Source organism: Pantoea sp. X-Soil-ISGK-259 (genome assembly GCF_059730705.1).
Window position 1 is genome coordinate 2,439,953 of sequence record NZ_AP035986.1, and the last position, 13,454, is coordinate 2,453,406.

Below are 13,454 nucleotides of genomic sequence, written 5' to 3' on the forward strand. Positions count from 1 at the left end.
TCTCCGTCATCGCTGATTGCGTTCTGCCGGTTATTAAGGCGTGACGCGATGAACACGAGATGACAGCCAGATGATCAAACCGTGACAGGCCAGTGCGCGCCGCACAGCAAAGTCTGGCCGTCGCGGGCTGGCAGCACGCCTTCTGGCAACGGGTTTTCGGCTAACCAGTTATCCATCTCATGACTGAGGTGAGTGAGCCAGGTCTGACGCGGCTTGAGCCTCTCTGCTATCGCCAGCGCCTGGGTCAGATCATTGTGATTTCGAGGCTCTGCACGGGGTGGATCGTTGCAGTCAATCACCAGTTGATCCAGCGGCTGGCCGCGCAGGAAGTCGGCGGTGTCGGGCGGCAGTCCGCAGGTATCACACAGCCAGGCGAGCCGGGTGTCATGCCAGTCAAACAGATAACCGTGCGTCAGCTTTGAATGCTGCAGCGGCAGCGGCGTAACCTGCAGCTCGCCAAAGGCATGCGCCACAAAAGGGGTTAAAGCGGGACGGAAATCCAGCAGGCCAGGGTGTTTGTAGAGATCGTCACAGCCACGCGGATCGGGCGGTCCCCAGACCGGAATCGGCGCGCCCACGCCCCAGCGCAGCGCAAACAGGCCCTGAACATGATCCATGTGATAATGCGTCAACAGAATGCGGGTCAGCGAGCCAGGCGGAAAGCGTGATGCCAGCAGCGGCAGACCGGCATCCAGCAGGATGCGTTCGTGGCCAGACTCAATCAGCGCACTGCAGGGCGCCCGTGCATGAGTGCTGTTACGCTGCGCCCGCTGACAGGCGTGACAGTCGCAGCCCGGCAGCGGCGCGGCAGTCACACCGCCAGTGCCAAGAAAAGTGAGTTTCATGGATGCGCTCCTGGTCGCGTATATCGCTGCCGGGCGCTTACTGCCCGTGCCGGAAAAGTCGATCTCATTGATGCGCCTCCAGTATCTGGCGAAGCTGGCAGACGGTTTCCGCCAGCGCGCCGTCGTTGCTGAGTATCAGACAGCCATCGGGCTGCGGCTGGGCAGCACGCGCCAGCCGCCGGGCAATCTCCGCCTCATCTTCCCGTCCACGCTGACGCAGCCGCGCCGCCAGCACAGCGGGCGACACCTGCAGACAGACCGGCAGCAGCTGTGAGCCAAAGCGGGCCTGTGCCTGAGCCAGATGCAGCCGCGACCCGTTCACCACCACATTCTGTCCACGCAGCAGCCACTGTTCTGTCTCACAGCCAATGCCGTAGCGGAAACCGTGGGCTTCCCAGCTTACGGCAAACAGACCGAGCGCGGCGCGGCGGGCAAACTCCGCCTCGGTGAGTGCCACATGGTTTTCACCGCCCGCATCGGCGGCGCGGGTGATGTAGCGATGGGCGATCAACAGTTTGGGCGGCGGTGCCTCCCGCAGCGCATCCAGCAGGCTATCCTTGCCGGAGCCGGAGGGACCGGTGAGCCAGATCAGCCGCGCCATCAGTACACCTGCCGGCCTTTGCTCCAGACGTGCCGCACGTGCGGGTAGCCGTGTGCGGTGTGCGCCAGCACCAGGTCGGCGCGGCAACCTTCCGCGATGACACCGCGATCCTCCAATCCTAATGCGCGGGCCGGATTACAGGTCACCAGCGCGATGGCCTGCGCCATGCCCAGGCTGTTGCGCTCGTCATCCGCCAGCCGGAACGCGGCATCCAGCAGGCTGGCCGGGTAGTAATCGGACGACAGAATGTTCAGCAGGCCGTGTGACGCCAGTTCCCAGGCGGCGACGTTGCCGGAGTGCGAGCCGCCGCGCACGATGTTGGGCGCACCCATCAGCACCTGCATGTTGCGATAGCGTGAGGCACGTGCCGCTTCCAGCGTGGTCGGAAACTCCGCAATGCGGCTGCCTGCCGCATGGGACTCTTCCACATGCGCGGCGGTGGCGTCATCATGGCTGGCAATGGCGATGCCATGTTCCCGGCACAGTCCCGCAATCGCCTGACGATTGGGCTGCGACCACGCTGCCGCAAGGGTGAGCTGGTCATGCTCGAACTGATCCATCTCGGCGTCATTAAGCTGATATTTACCCTGATAATATTCGCGATATTTGGTCAGCGACGCGTACTGACGCTGGCCCGGCGAATGGTCCATCAGCGATACCAGCGCCAGCTCAGGCGTGCCCATCAGCGCTTCAAACAGCGGCGCAGTGGTAGGATGCGGCAGTTCACAGCGCAGATGCAGCAGATGCTCAGCCCGGTTCAGTCCCTTGCGGTTGCTGTCGCGGATGGCGTCGATCATCTTGCTGAGGTTATCCAGCCGGTGCCCGCCGTCGCGCACATCCCCGACGCCTATCGCGTCCAGCACCGTGGTAATGCCGCTGGAAACCATCAGCGCATCGTGGCTGCTCATCGCCGAGTGTGCGGGCCAGTCCACTTTCGGGCGCGGGGTGAAAAACTTGTCGAGGTTATCGGTGTGCAGTTCCACCAGACCTGGCAGCAGCCAGGCACCTTCACCATCCAGCGCACCGGGCTGCTGGCTGGTGGTTTCGCTGAAGCTGCTGATGCGCTCATCGCGGAACTCCAGTGACCCGCTGACCACTTCGTTTTCCAGCACCAGTCTGACGTTATTGATGATCATGCCTGCACTCCTGTGTCGATCGGGTGCATCAGGTGCAGCCGGTCGGCGACCCGCTCGCGCACCGCCCGATCGTGAAAAATACCGACGATGGCGGCACCACGTGCGCGCGCCTGTTCAATTAAGCTCACCACCGCCTCACTGTTGACGTTGTCGAGCGAGGCAGTGGGTTCATCCAGCAGCAGCACCGGATAATCGGCGATAAAGCCGCGTGCGATATTCACGCGCTGCTGCTCACCGCCAGAAAAGGTAGACGGGGCGAGCGACCAGAGACGCTGCGGCACATTCAGCCGGCTGAGCAGTTCGGCGGCCCGCGCTTCGCAGAATTCGCGATCAACGCCGCGCTCCAGCAGCGGCTGCATCACAATCTCCAGCGTCGGCACGCGTGGGATCACCCGCAGAAACTGGCTGACCCAGCCCAGCGTGTCGCGACGCAGGGCGATAATCTGGCGCGCTGATGCCTGCGCCATGTCGATCCATTCACCCTGATGTGCAACCCGTATATGACCGCTGTCGGGCTGATAGTTGCCGTAAAGCGCGCGCAGCAGCGTGGATTTGCCACTGCCGGAATGACCGTGCAGTACCACGCATTCGCCCTCGCCCACCGTCAGGCTGGCGTTGTGCAGCACCGGCAGCGCCGCGCCGTTCTGGTTGTGCAGCACAAAGGTTTTACACAGATTTTCTACCCGCAGGCGCGGAGTGAGTGTTGTCATTTAATTGAGCACCGAAGAGACCAGCAGTTGAGTGTAAGGATGATGAGGATCGTCCAGAACACGGTCTGTCAGACCGCTCTCCACCACCCGCCCCTGTTTCATCACCAGCAGGCGATGCGCCAGCAGTCGCGCCACCCCGAGATCGTGGGTGACAATCACCACCGCCAGATTCAGCTCGCGCACCAGGGTGCGCAGCAGATCCAGTAGTCGCGCCTGCACCGAGACATCCAGCCCGCCGGTCGGCTCATCCATAAACATCAGCTGAGGCTGCGTCACCAGGTTGCGGGCAATCTGCAGACGCTGCTGCATCCCGCCGGAAAAAGTGGTCGGCAGATCGTCGATGCGACTGGCATCAATCTCCACCGCCTGCAGCCAGCGGCTCGCCTCGGCGCGGATGTCGCCATAGTGGCGCTCTCCGGTCGCCATCAGCCGTTCGCCAATGTTACCGCCCGCGCTGACCTGCGCACGCAGCCCGTCCATCGGATGCTGATGCACCACGCCCCACTCGGTGCGCAGCAGGCGACGGCGGTCGCTTTCACTCATCTCATAGAGGTCGCGGTTCTGATAGTGAATGCTGCCCTGCTGCGGCGTCAGACGGGCCGACAGGCTCTGCAGCAGCGTGGTTTTACCGGAGCCGGACTCGCCGACAATCCCCAGTACTTCGCCAGGCCAGAGATCAAAACTGACCTGCTCAAACCCTTTGCCCGGCGCATAAAGATGGGTGAGCTGGTTCACCGCAAGCAGCGGCTGTTCACTGTGCATGTTGCTGTTCCTGCTGCTGATGGCAAAAGTCGGTGTCGGAGCAGACAAACATCCGCGTTCCCTGATCGTCCATCACCACCTCATCGAGGTAGCTGTGGCGCGATCCGCACAGCGCGCAGGGTTCATCCCACTGCTGCACGGTGAAGGGGTGATCGTCGAAGTCGAGGCTCTCCACGCGGGTGTAAGGCGGTAAGGCGTAGATGCGCTTTTCACGCCCGGCCCCAAACAGCTGCAGCGCAGGCATCATGTGCATCTTCGGGTTGTCGAATTTGGGAATGGGCGACGGATCCATCACGTAGCGATCGTTAACCCGGACCGGATAGGCGTAGGTCGTGGCGATATGGCCGTAGCGGGCGATATCTTCATACAGCTTCACCTGCATGATGCCGTACTCCTCCAGCGCATGCATGGTGCGGGTCTCGGTTTCGCGCGGTTCGATAAAACGCAGCGGCTCTGGAATCGGCACCTGGAATATCAGGATCTGGTCTTCCTCCAGCGGCGTTTCCGGGATGCGGTGCCGGGTCTGGATCAGGGTGGCATCGGCGGTGCGTTCGGTGGTTGCGGCCCCGCTGACCCGCTTAAAGAACTGACGTATTGACACCGCATTGGTGGTGTCATCAGCGCCCTGATCGATCACCTTCAGCACATCCTGATCGCCAATCACGCTGGCGGTAATCTGGATGCCGCCTGTCCCCCAGCCGTAAGGCATTGGCATCTCGCGTCCGGCGAACGGCACCTGATAGCCGGGGATCGCCACCGCTTTCAGGATGGCGCGACGGATGGAGCGTTTGGTCTGCTCATCGAGATAGCCATTGTTATAGCCGGTGAGTTCAGCCATGGTTGCGCTCCTGATAATCGTGCTGCAGTTGTTTCAGCAACTCCAGCTCAGCCTGGAAATCGACGTAGTGCGGCAGCTTGAGATGCGAGACAAAGCCCGCGGCTTCGACGTTGTCGGCGTGCGACAGCACAAACTCTTCGTCCTGCGCCGGGCTGGTCACGCGCTCATTCTGCTCGCGGCTTTGCAGCGCCCGATCCACCAGCGCCATCGCCATCGCCTTGCGTTCGGCACGGCCAAACACCAGCCCGTAGCCACGGGTAAACTGCGGCGCGGCGTCATCACTGTGGGCGACGCCGTTGACCATTTCACATTCGGTCAGCAGCACTTCCCCAATCTCCAGCTCAAAGCCCAGCTCTTCGGGACAGATGCTGACGCTGAGATAGCCGGTGCGGATCTCGCCAGCAAACGGATGGGTACGGCCATAGCCGCGCTGGGTGGAATAGCCCAGCGCCAGCAGAAAACCTTCATCGCCACGCACCAGCTGTTGCAGCCGTGCAGCGCGCGAAGCAGGAAAGCGCATTGGCTCGCGGGTGATATCATCTGGCTCGCTGCCGTCATCACTCTCGGCGGTTGCCAGTCCTTCTTCAGTCATCATGCTGAACATGTGCGGACACTGATCCGGCACCGAACGGTCGTCACGCGGCGCGGCAGGCGTTTCACCGTTTGCCAGCAGGGTGAAGTCGAGCAGACGGTGGCTATAGTCATAGGTTGGCCCCAGCACCTGGCCGCCCGGCAGATCTTTATAGACCGCCGAGATGCGGCGTTCGATGCGCATCGAACCGGTCGCCAGCGGCGTGCTCTCTGCCAGACGTGGCAGCGTGGTGCGATAGGCACGCAGCAGAAAAATCGCCTCGACCAGATCGCCACTGGCCTGCTTAATCGCCAGCGCCGCCAGTTCAGGATCGTATATGCCGCCTTCGGTCATTACCCGATCCACCGCCAGCCCCAGCTGCTGCGCCACCTGATCGCAGCCGAGTTCCGCTACTGCCCGATCGCCCCGTCGCAGATCGGCCTGTAACTGATGGGCATTAGAGATGGCTTTTTCGCCCCCTTTCACCGCGACATACATCAGCACACCTCCACAACGGTGGTGCGCGGCACGGCCATGATCGCTTCGCCACAGGTGAAGATCAGATCCACGCCCTGCGGGAACGGATGCGGACGGGTGCGCAGATATTCCAGCACGCTTTCCGGCAGCTGTGGTGCAATAGCACGGGTTTCCCGCAGGCCAGGGCCGGAGAGACGCAGCGTTAGTCCGCCATTCAGCGACGGCACTTCGATAATCAGCGTGGTGCTTTTCTCCGGCGACATATTGTCACCCGCCGCGAACTGCGTCGGATCGGGCTGTGCTGTTGCATGGCTCAGGGCGAACGGTGCGTCCTGCTGCGAAGTAATGGGTGCACCGGTATGGAAGCGCAGATTGTTACGCAGCTGTTCATTGTCAATTTGCGCATCCAGCCAGACCGGACTTTCCTGATCGACCAGCGTCAGCAGCAATGCTGTGGCCGCCGGTGACAGTGCGCCCCAGCCCTGCTGCAGCGGCAGCGAGACCATCACGCCCGGCTCGCTCATCGCTTTCAAAATACGGCGAAACGCACGCTGCGCATCCGCGACCGGATGGTTAAAACTTGCCAGTAAAGTCATCAGTTATCTCCGCGAACCAGCGTAAAGAAATCCACTTTGCTGCTGGCGATTTCACGGGCGCGCAGCTGTCGCTGCTCCTCGCGCCACGCCGCCAGCGGGGTAATAATCTTCTCTTCCAGCAACTGCCGTGTTTCCGGCTGCTGCAACAGCGCATCCAGCAGGGCGCAGCGTTCGGCATGGGCTTTGTCGCGCCCCAGCAGATAGCTGTAACCCAGGGTACCGTCGCTCAGTTGCACCACCGCACGTGTCACCGTGGCATCGCCCATGACAAAGCGTTTGCCGGTAGCGCCCATCCGCGCCTGGAGTCGCGTCAGCCCAATCTCTGCCGGACGGACCAGGGTGAACTCGGGCTGGAGGCTAAGCGCCTGCCAGTGCGCTTCAAGCAAGGCGGCGCTGCTGTGCGCCAGTACCGACAGCCAGCGCTGGCGATCTGTTTGCTGTTCCATTAGTGCTCCAGAGTCAGTTCGATCATGTCGCCGCGCGTCAGGCTGACGGAGTATTCCGCCACTGCGCCATCACTGGTTTTGTTGAGCGTTCGCACGCAGAGCAGCGGCGCATGCAGGGCGATGTCGAGCTGCCGACACTCTTTGGCCTGCGCCCGGCGGGTGCTGATACGCGTCTGAGTGCGCACCAGCTGTTTGCCGGTGTGTTCCACTAAGAAGTCGTGCAGCGAGCCGCTATTAAATTGCTGAAGCTGCGGCCACCAGCTGAGGTCGGCGAGGAAATGATTAATCAGGCAGAGCGGCACGCCATTGGCGCGGCGCAGGGTGCGCAGATGAATGACGTTGTCGCCCTCTTTCACGCCCAGCGCATTGGCGACGTCGTTGCTGGCCGGACGCAGTACCGCCAGCAGCCGTTCGCTGGTCGGGTGACTCCCCTGCTCCATCAGGTTCTGACTGAAGCGCGCCTGGGCATGCAGCGGATAGTCATAAGGACGCATCAGTACCAGGATGCCAACACCGTGACGGCGCTGCAGCAGCCCTTTGTGCACCAGCTCATCGACAGCCCGGCGCAGCGTGTGGCGGTTGACCTCGTAGTGATCGGCCAGCTGCTGCTCGGAAGGAAGATAGTCGCCGCAGCGGTAGCGCTCTTTCAGCGCCTGCTCCAGTTGTGCGGCAACAGCCTGATAAACAGTGGTCGGATGTCTGGATAACTCCATCACGATGAAATCCTCACGGGTTACAGAGTGGGAACGCAGTAATAGGACGCTGCGGGATGGTGTTAGCCTGAAGGGATCAGATGACAGAACGGTGACGGGGGAGTGAAGGAGTGGTGAATGTAGGGGCGTCTACCCTATTAGCGGGACGGTTTCACGCCGGATGCCGTGATTCAAACCAGGGCGTAATGAGCATATGCGGGATTGCCAGTGCGGCCAGTACAGCAAACAATGGCTGAATTCCCGCGTTGTCCACAGGATGCATCACCACAATGGTTCCCGCAGCCAGCAGAAGGGCCGCCGTCAGTACCGGCCAGGTGGCTTGCAGGTAGCGGAGATAGCTGGTGCACTTCAGCTGATCGCGCCGCTGTCGGGTTTGCGGCAGCGCATGTAAAATTAAGAATCCCATTGAAAAACCGACGAAAGGTGGAAGCAGTAACAACGCCAGTGTACCCGTCAGAAGACGCCTGTCCTGACGAACGAAACCCGCAAAAATAAGCCCTGACGCACAGAGTCCCCCTGTAATGGCAATGCCCACAGCAAGAGCGTCCGGCATTGAAAATCCTGGTGCCGCCTCATGCAGAATTGCGCTAAATGCCTGCAGATGCAGTGTCGCTGGGGCCGCTATCATACTTATCCCCCGCGCCAGACGTTCGGGGCTGCGTCCATCAGGGGCGTCTTCAAGCGCAAAATGCAGGGCAGATGCCAGAAGAAAAACGGGCAACGCCAGCGCCGGAGCACCGTGCCACCAGAACAGACAGATCAAGATGACCAGTCCATAGGCGGCAAGAAACGGGAACTGACGCTCGCGTTTAACGACGTCAAGATCGCTGGCACCGTGTGCCATGCCGATAACGCCAATGGCCAGGGTCGCAAACAGCACTTGCCCCGCAGGGGGGCTGAAAGAGGCAGCGAGCGCTGCCCCCCAGAGTCCTGCCCAGCCGAACCGCACCTGGGCTGTCATCTCCTCACAGCACCAACAGGCGTAGTATGAGAGAGCGCTTTTTTCATATTAGCCGCAGCGTAGAAGGCGTAGAAAACTTTAGCGATAATATCCAGAATCAGGAATGCCTGAACAGATGTCGCATCAGTGATGACACTGAGACCTTCCGGACCGACCAGAAAAACGATCGGATAGATAAACCACACGAGGGTCAGCAAGGCTACATTCTTGTTGTAGGCACCTGCCAGCGCGTTGCCTCGCGTCGCGGCCAGTGCGCGCAGTGGCCCCCAGAGCAGATAAACAACGCCCAGAAATGCCGCACACGACCATGAATACCACACCCATTTCGCGACAGGATTTTCCGCCAGGGAAGAGACCAGGCCGGTGATAATCATCATCACATCCAGCACAATGATGGCAGTCAGAAAGCCGCCCATTTCTCCTGGTTTACCCTGTTCATGGAAAGCCAGCATGACCAACCCGGCCAGTAAGAGAGGCGTGGTGATGGACCAGTCAGCGTAACGCGCCAGGTACACTATCGTGCCACTGTCCAGCGTGAGATTGCCAAACCCAAACGCCATGGCCAGATAGGCTGTGGCGGCAATAAACGGCACTGACGCGTGCACGAGTGTATGGTGACCAAAGGGATATTTCTTATCACCGGTCACGTAAATAATCAGTGACGCAATGGCCATGACCGAAAACCCAATCATAAATGCGGTTTGATCCATTTTACTCTCTCCTGTGCTAAAACGCCGGTATGGTGCCAGCCCTGCCGCTATGAATTAGCGTTAATAAAAGACGGTTATATTCGTTCAACGAATATGCTGTCAGTATATGGCGATATAGATAATTTGCCCGGCGAGCGAAATTTACACTGTTAATTTTAAGCAATCTGATTAAATTAACGTCTTTTACTGGCCTTCTGAGCGTCACATAAAAAAACCAATGTAAAGTTATGTTTCTCAGCGTTTCGCTTTCCTACCAAACCTTCCATATAGCCAGGATTCTTACACGCATAACTCTTTGATTTAATTGAAATATAATATTCTGAAAATCAGAACTCTTTGCCCCTGCATAAACTGACAAAAATGCAAAAATTTTATTTTTGAGTGGTAAATCTGAAACCAGCCGTTATGAAAACGGCGTCGTGTGACGCTTCACATTGGCGAAACGGCATTAATAAAATCGTTTCTGATTCTCTATGATTGATAATAAAGGGATGAACAGAGAATGAAAATTTTGCGTATTATTTATCCAGACTCTAATAAGCAGCACATCAGGAAACGGAAGTTTTTCACAGACAGAATCTATCCCTCATCATGGTTACATTGTGTCTGTGAAAAGGACAACGGGCATTAGGGTGTACACTGGAACGACCTAAAGCCGCACGTAAAGGAGAGAATATGTACGGACCGGATCCGGCCAATCCCCATCCAATGGAAGGCTTCCCACAAGTTTGTTTTATTAAAAACAGGGTGAAAAACCCCAACATCATCATCGGTGATTTTACGTATTATGATGACCCTGAAGGCGCAGAAAACTTCGAGCGCAATGTCCTTTATCACTTCCCGTTTATTGGCGACAAACTCATTATTGGAAAATTTTGCGCTATAGCGAAAGGCGTTCAGTTCATTATGAATGGGGCTAACCACAGCATGACGGGGTTCTCCACTTATCCGTTCTACATCTTCGGAAACGGATGGGAAGCAAGCCAGCCTCACGCCAGTGACCTGCCTGATAAAGGCGATACAGTGATTGGCAATGACGTATGGATTGGTTATCAGGCGCTGATTATGCCAGGCATTAAAATCGGTAACGGCGCGATCATTTCGTTACGTTCTGTCGTCACGTCGGATGTCCCGGCATATTCGATTGTGGGGGGTAATCCAGCCAGGGTTATCAGGCAGCGTTTTAACGATGAGACCATATCCATACTCGAGAAGCTGGCCTGGTGGGACTGGCCTGTGGAAAAGATTACCCAAAACCTCCCGGCAATCCGCTCTGCTAATGTTGAAGCCTTGCCAGATAAATAGCTATGCAGAATCACCCACGTTCGCTGCGGGCAAAGGGTGATGCGCATTCGTAATGTGTATGGATAATCGCGCGCAGCATGCTCTGCAAACATGTCAGCATTCAACGCTGGAGCGCGGATTTAAACAGGAGTCGTTATGCTGTACATATTCAGTGGCCTTCCCGGTTGTGGAAAAAGCACGGTCGCTAAAATGTTATCTGAAAAATTAAAAGCGGTGTATTTACGCGTCGATACGATCGAACAGGTACTGCGTAATGAATCAGCAGCGTTCAGAGAGATTGGCCCTGAAGGCTATTTCATCCTCTATGCGCTTGCGCGGGAGAATCTCAGACTGGGACTACCCGTTGTCACTGACTCAGTAAATGATCTTAATCTGGTGCGAGATAGTTTTCGTGATATCGCACTATCATCAGGTGTTCCCTTTCTGGAAATCGAAATCCTTTGTTCGGATCCGGAACAGCATCGGGCTCGTGTAGAGAACAGAATCTCAGAAATTCCTGGCTTAAAAGTGCCTGACTGGCAGGCCGTCATGGATCGTGATTATGAACCCTGGAGAAGGGATCATCTGCAGCTGGATACCGCAAAATTATCGCCCGCTGCGTGCGTCGATATAATTCTCAAAGCGAGCCTTCCGTTCTGAGCGCATTTAGCCCGCATCCTTGACGGCAATAAATTTTTTTGACCCTCAGGCTGCACCCTGCCCTACACGGGATTGAAACCGGTAAAACAGGGCCAGTCACGCTATGTTCTCAGCCTGTGCGGTAATAAACGCTGGCTGAATCCGGATTGGCTCAGAGCTTAAATGAGCTGACCTCTGTCAGCAGCCTGCCCGCCTGCTGACTCAGTGAGCCCGCAGCGGCAGACATCTGCTCTACCATTGCGGCATTCTGCTGCAGATTGCTTTCCATCTGCGTGACCGCAATGTTCACCTGGTCGATCCCATAACTCTGCTCTTTAGAGGAAGTATTGACCTGATTAATCAATTGCGTCGTTTCATCAACAACACTCAGAGCTTCATTCATTCGCGACGTCACATTCGCTGCGTATACCACGCCTTTATCCACATTCTGGATTGCTTCTTCAATCAGACCCCGGATATCCTGGGCTGCTACAGAAGAACGCTGTGACAATGAGCGGACCTCGCCGGCGACCACGGCAAACCCCTTGCCCTGCTCCCCGGCACGGGCGGCTTCCACTGCAGCGTTAAGCGCCAGAATGTTGGTCTGAAACGCAATGCCATCAATAATGGAGATAATTTCTGAAACCTTATTTGAAGAGACAGAGATATCGTTGATGGCACTTGTTAAATCATTCAGCTCACGGTTGCTATGGTTGACGATGGATTGCACTTTACCGATGAAGTTATTCGCCTCTGTCGCGTTATCCATATTGTGTTTCACGGTGGCCGACAGCTCGTTCATACTGGCTGCGGTTTGCTCAAGTGAAGAAGCCTGAGACTCTGAGCGTGATGACAGATCATCATTGCTGTGAGCGATTTCCTCTGACGCCGTATCCACCTCTTTGCTGGCATCCCGGACGCCTGAAAGAACCTCCCGAAACTTAGTCACAAGGGCATTAAAACTGCCAGCCGTTGCGCCCAGTTCATCTTTTTTATTGAGATTTACCCGAAGAGTCAGGTCCAGGGTTTCCTCGATGGTTTTCATGGTGCTCTGTAAATTCTGCAGGCCTTTTCTGATATAGCTCAGGACAGAGTACGAAGAAAGGGCTGTCATTAACACCGCGGCTGCAATAATGCTGCTCAGAAGCCATAACGTATGCAGATACTCGGCATGATTTTCCGCTGCAAATTTGTTGGCAACCTGATAGTTATAAGCCAGGATGTCCTTCAGATTCTGGCTTACCACAACCGATGCCGCCGCTGTCTCTCCCTGATCGGAAACCATAGCCCTGGCCGCATCAATGCCGCCGGTCTGATAAACGCCCACCATCTTATTCACTTTCTCGAGATAGACGCCGAAATCCTGAATAGTCTGGCTTATCAACTGGCCGTCGTTATCGTCTGTAATCAGGTGAGATTTATAATAATCCATTGCCTCGCGCGTTTTGGTCAGATATTCCTTTGCGGTGACCATATGCTTTTCAAATATCGCTTTATCGGTAACCAGAAGACCCATCAGTATCTGCCGTCTTGCTTCTTCACGAAGCTGAGAGATTTCACTGATTTTGTTAATGCTGGGCAGAGAGTTGGTCGCCACATACTCGAACCGATCCTGTGCGCCGCCCAGAGAGCGGATACTGATAATGCCCAAAAAAAGCAGCGCCAGAAGTGTAAAGGTAAAGACCAGCGTAAGTTTCTTTAAAATTGTCATGAGAGGTTACCCGAGGGAGATGTCAAGATACCTTTCTTTTATCGGCTATCCTAAAACACACTTTATGGTCAGACGGTGAAACTAAGCAGTTATTGTTATGTTTTTTGAGAGATATCGAAGTTTGCACTCATTACGATAATTGACCTTTTCCGGATAATCCGGCGACGCGGCACGACCGGCGACGCCCGTACATGACGCGACACCATGAGAGGAAAAAGCGAGAAACGCTGGCATATCACTGCCGGACACCATAGAGTGGAAAAAAGCTAAAAATCACGTGCAGGTTATAACCTGTCCCTTAAGCGGCTGTCTGAATTAATAAAATTACTGTGAAAAATGGGCTGCATCAGCCTCGGACCCGCTGAATACATCAAAATACTTACTGATATCTTTCAGCGATTTCACAGGCTTGCTTATCCGGACTGATACAGCTTACAGCCGGTAATGCGTTCAG

15 protein-coding genes are annotated in these 13,454 nt (G+C 56.7%); 2 read left to right on the top strand and 13 right to left on the bottom strand.

The window, feature by feature from the left end:
• Positions 1-74 precede the first annotated feature (74 nt).
• From phnP to AC6I77_RS11705, 12 genes are all read right to left on the bottom strand, one after another.
• Entirely contained in the window at positions 75-845 is a 771-nt protein-coding gene (gene phnP / locus AC6I77_RS11650; RefSeq protein ID WP_008926900.1) for a phosphonate metabolism protein PhnP, read from the bottom strand.
• A gap of 64 nt (positions 846-909) precedes the next feature.
• Complete coding sequence (gene phnN / locus AC6I77_RS11655; protein WP_008926901.1) at positions 910-1,446, bottom strand: ribose 1,5-bisphosphokinase; 537 nt, start codon at positions 1,444-1,446, stop codon at positions 910-912.
• Entirely contained in the window at positions 1,446-2,582 is a 1,137-nt protein-coding gene (gene phnM / locus AC6I77_RS11660) for an alpha-D-ribose 1-methylphosphonate 5-triphosphate diphosphatase (RefSeq protein WP_003852448.1), read from the bottom strand. Before phnM ends, phnN begins: the two co-directional genes overlap by 1 nt.
• Positions 2,579-3,292: a phosphonate C-P lyase system protein PhnL gene (gene phnL / locus AC6I77_RS11665; protein ID WP_003852445.1), complete on the bottom strand. Its 714-nt coding sequence runs from the start codon at positions 3,290-3,292 to the stop codon at positions 2,579-2,581. Before phnL ends, phnM begins: the two co-directional genes overlap by 4 nt.
• Positions 3,293-4,054: a phosphonate C-P lyase system protein PhnK gene (gene phnK, locus AC6I77_RS11670; protein ID WP_375150258.1), complete on the bottom strand. Its 762-nt coding sequence runs from the start codon at positions 4,052-4,054 to the stop codon at positions 3,293-3,295.
• Complete coding sequence (locus AC6I77_RS11675) at positions 4,044-4,892, bottom strand: alpha-D-ribose 1-methylphosphonate 5-phosphate C-P-lyase PhnJ (RefSeq protein WP_078805174.1); 849 nt, start codon at positions 4,890-4,892, stop codon at positions 4,044-4,046. Before AC6I77_RS11675 ends, phnK begins: the two co-directional genes overlap by 11 nt.
• Entirely contained in the window at positions 4,885-5,961 is a 1,077-nt protein-coding gene (locus tag AC6I77_RS11680) for a carbon-phosphorus lyase complex subunit (RefSeq protein WP_286863953.1), read from the bottom strand. Before AC6I77_RS11680 ends, AC6I77_RS11675 begins: the two co-directional genes overlap by 8 nt.
• Positions 5,961-6,536, bottom strand: a complete 576-nt coding sequence (phnH, locus tag AC6I77_RS11685; RefSeq protein ID WP_003852437.1) for a phosphonate C-P lyase system protein PhnH — start codon at positions 6,534-6,536, stop codon at positions 5,961-5,963. The genes AC6I77_RS11680 and phnH overlap by 1 nt, the downstream gene beginning before the upstream one ends.
• The gene (gene phnG, locus AC6I77_RS11690; RefSeq protein WP_008926906.1) at positions 6,536-6,982 is read right to left on the bottom strand and encodes a phosphonate C-P lyase system protein PhnG; all 447 of its coding nucleotides are present in this window, start codon (positions 6,980-6,982) and stop codon (positions 6,536-6,538) included. The genes phnH and phnG overlap by 1 nt, the downstream gene beginning before the upstream one ends.
• On the bottom strand, positions 6,982-7,695 hold the full coding sequence (gene phnF, locus AC6I77_RS11695; RefSeq protein WP_003852432.1) for a phosphonate metabolism transcriptional regulator PhnF: 714 nt from the start codon (positions 7,693-7,695) through the stop codon (positions 6,982-6,984). The genes phnG and phnF overlap by 1 nt, the downstream gene beginning before the upstream one ends.
• Before the next feature lie 151 nt (positions 7,696-7,846).
• A complete protein-coding gene (locus tag AC6I77_RS11700) occupies positions 7,847-8,656 on the bottom strand; it encodes a Brp/Blh family beta-carotene 15,15'-dioxygenase (protein WP_008926907.1) in 810 nt (269 codons plus the stop codon).
• Complete coding sequence (locus tag AC6I77_RS11705) at positions 8,653-9,366, bottom strand: bacteriorhodopsin (protein ID WP_003852428.1); 714 nt, start codon at positions 9,364-9,366, stop codon at positions 8,653-8,655. The genes AC6I77_RS11700 and AC6I77_RS11705 overlap by 4 nt, the downstream gene beginning before the upstream one ends.
• A gap of 675 nt (positions 9,367-10,041) precedes the next feature.
• Here AC6I77_RS11705 and AC6I77_RS11710 point away from each other — a divergent pair.
• Positions 10,042-10,671, top strand: a complete 630-nt coding sequence (locus AC6I77_RS11710; RefSeq protein ID WP_003852426.1) for a Vat family streptogramin A O-acetyltransferase — start codon at positions 10,042-10,044, stop codon at positions 10,669-10,671.
• 135 nt (positions 10,672-10,806) lie between these two features.
• Complete coding sequence (locus AC6I77_RS11715) at positions 10,807-11,310, top strand: P-loop nucleotide/nucleoside kinase family protein (protein WP_033762735.1); 504 nt, start codon at positions 10,807-10,809, stop codon at positions 11,308-11,310.
• A gap of 151 nt (positions 11,311-11,461) precedes the next feature.
• Here the strand turns inward: AC6I77_RS11715 and AC6I77_RS11720 are convergent, their stop codons facing one another.
• Positions 11,462-13,000 carry a methyl-accepting chemotaxis protein gene (locus AC6I77_RS11720; protein WP_003852423.1) on the bottom strand — a complete coding sequence of 513 codons (1,539 nt, stop codon included), beginning with the start codon at positions 12,998-13,000 and terminating at the stop codon, positions 11,462-11,464.
• Positions 13,001-13,454 lie beyond the last annotated feature (454 nt).

Excerpts from the sequence above, each read along its gene's own strand:
- phnM (WP_003852448.1), bottom strand. The coding sequence starts at position 2,582 with ATGATCATCAATAACGTCAGACTGGTGCTGGAAAACGAAGTGGTCAGC.
- AC6I77_RS11700 (WP_008926907.1), bottom strand. The coding sequence starts at position 8,656 with ATGACAGCCCAGGTGCGGTTCGGCTGGGCAGGACTCTGGGGGGCAGCG.
- phnG (WP_008926906.1), bottom strand. The coding sequence starts at position 6,982 with ATGGAACAGCAAACAGATCGCCAGCGCTGGCTGTCGGTACTGGCGCAC.
- AC6I77_RS11705 (WP_003852428.1), bottom strand. The coding sequence starts at position 9,366 with ATGGATCAAACCGCATTTATGATTGGGTTTTCGGTCATGGCCATTGCG.
- AC6I77_RS11720 (WP_003852423.1), bottom strand. The coding sequence starts at position 13,000 with ATGACAATTTTAAAGAAACTTACGCTGGTCTTTACCTTTACACTTCTG.
- phnN (WP_008926901.1), bottom strand. The coding sequence starts at position 1,446 with ATGGCGCGGCTGATCTGGCTCACCGGTCCCTCCGGCTCCGGCAAGGAT.
- AC6I77_RS11675 (WP_078805174.1), bottom strand. The coding sequence starts at position 4,892 with ATGGCTGAACTCACCGGCTATAACAATGGCTATCTCGATGAGCAGACC.
- phnH (WP_003852437.1), bottom strand. The coding sequence starts at position 6,536 with ATGACTTTACTGGCAAGTTTTAACCATCCGGTCGCGGATGCGCAGCGT.
- phnL (WP_003852445.1), bottom strand. The coding sequence starts at position 3,292 with ATGACAACACTCACTCCGCGCCTGCGGGTAGAAAATCTGTGTAAAACC.
- phnK (WP_375150258.1), bottom strand. The coding sequence starts at position 4,054 with ATGCACAGTGAACAGCCGCTGCTTGCGGTGAACCAGCTCACCCATCTT.
- phnP (WP_008926900.1), bottom strand. The coding sequence starts at position 845 with ATGAAACTCACTTTTCTTGGCACTGGCGGTGTGACTGCCGCGCCGCTG.
- AC6I77_RS11715 (WP_033762735.1), top strand. The coding sequence starts at position 10,807 with ATGCTGTACATATTCAGTGGCCTTCCCGGTTGTGGAAAAAGCACGGTC.
- phnF (WP_003852432.1), bottom strand. The coding sequence starts at position 7,695 with ATGGAGTTATCCAGACATCCGACCACTGTTTATCAGGCTGTTGCCGCA.
- AC6I77_RS11680 (WP_286863953.1), bottom strand. The coding sequence starts at position 5,961 with ATGTATGTCGCGGTGAAAGGGGGCGAAAAAGCCATCTCTAATGCCCAT.
- AC6I77_RS11710 (WP_003852426.1), top strand. The coding sequence starts at position 10,042 with ATGTACGGACCGGATCCGGCCAATCCCCATCCAATGGAAGGCTTCCCA.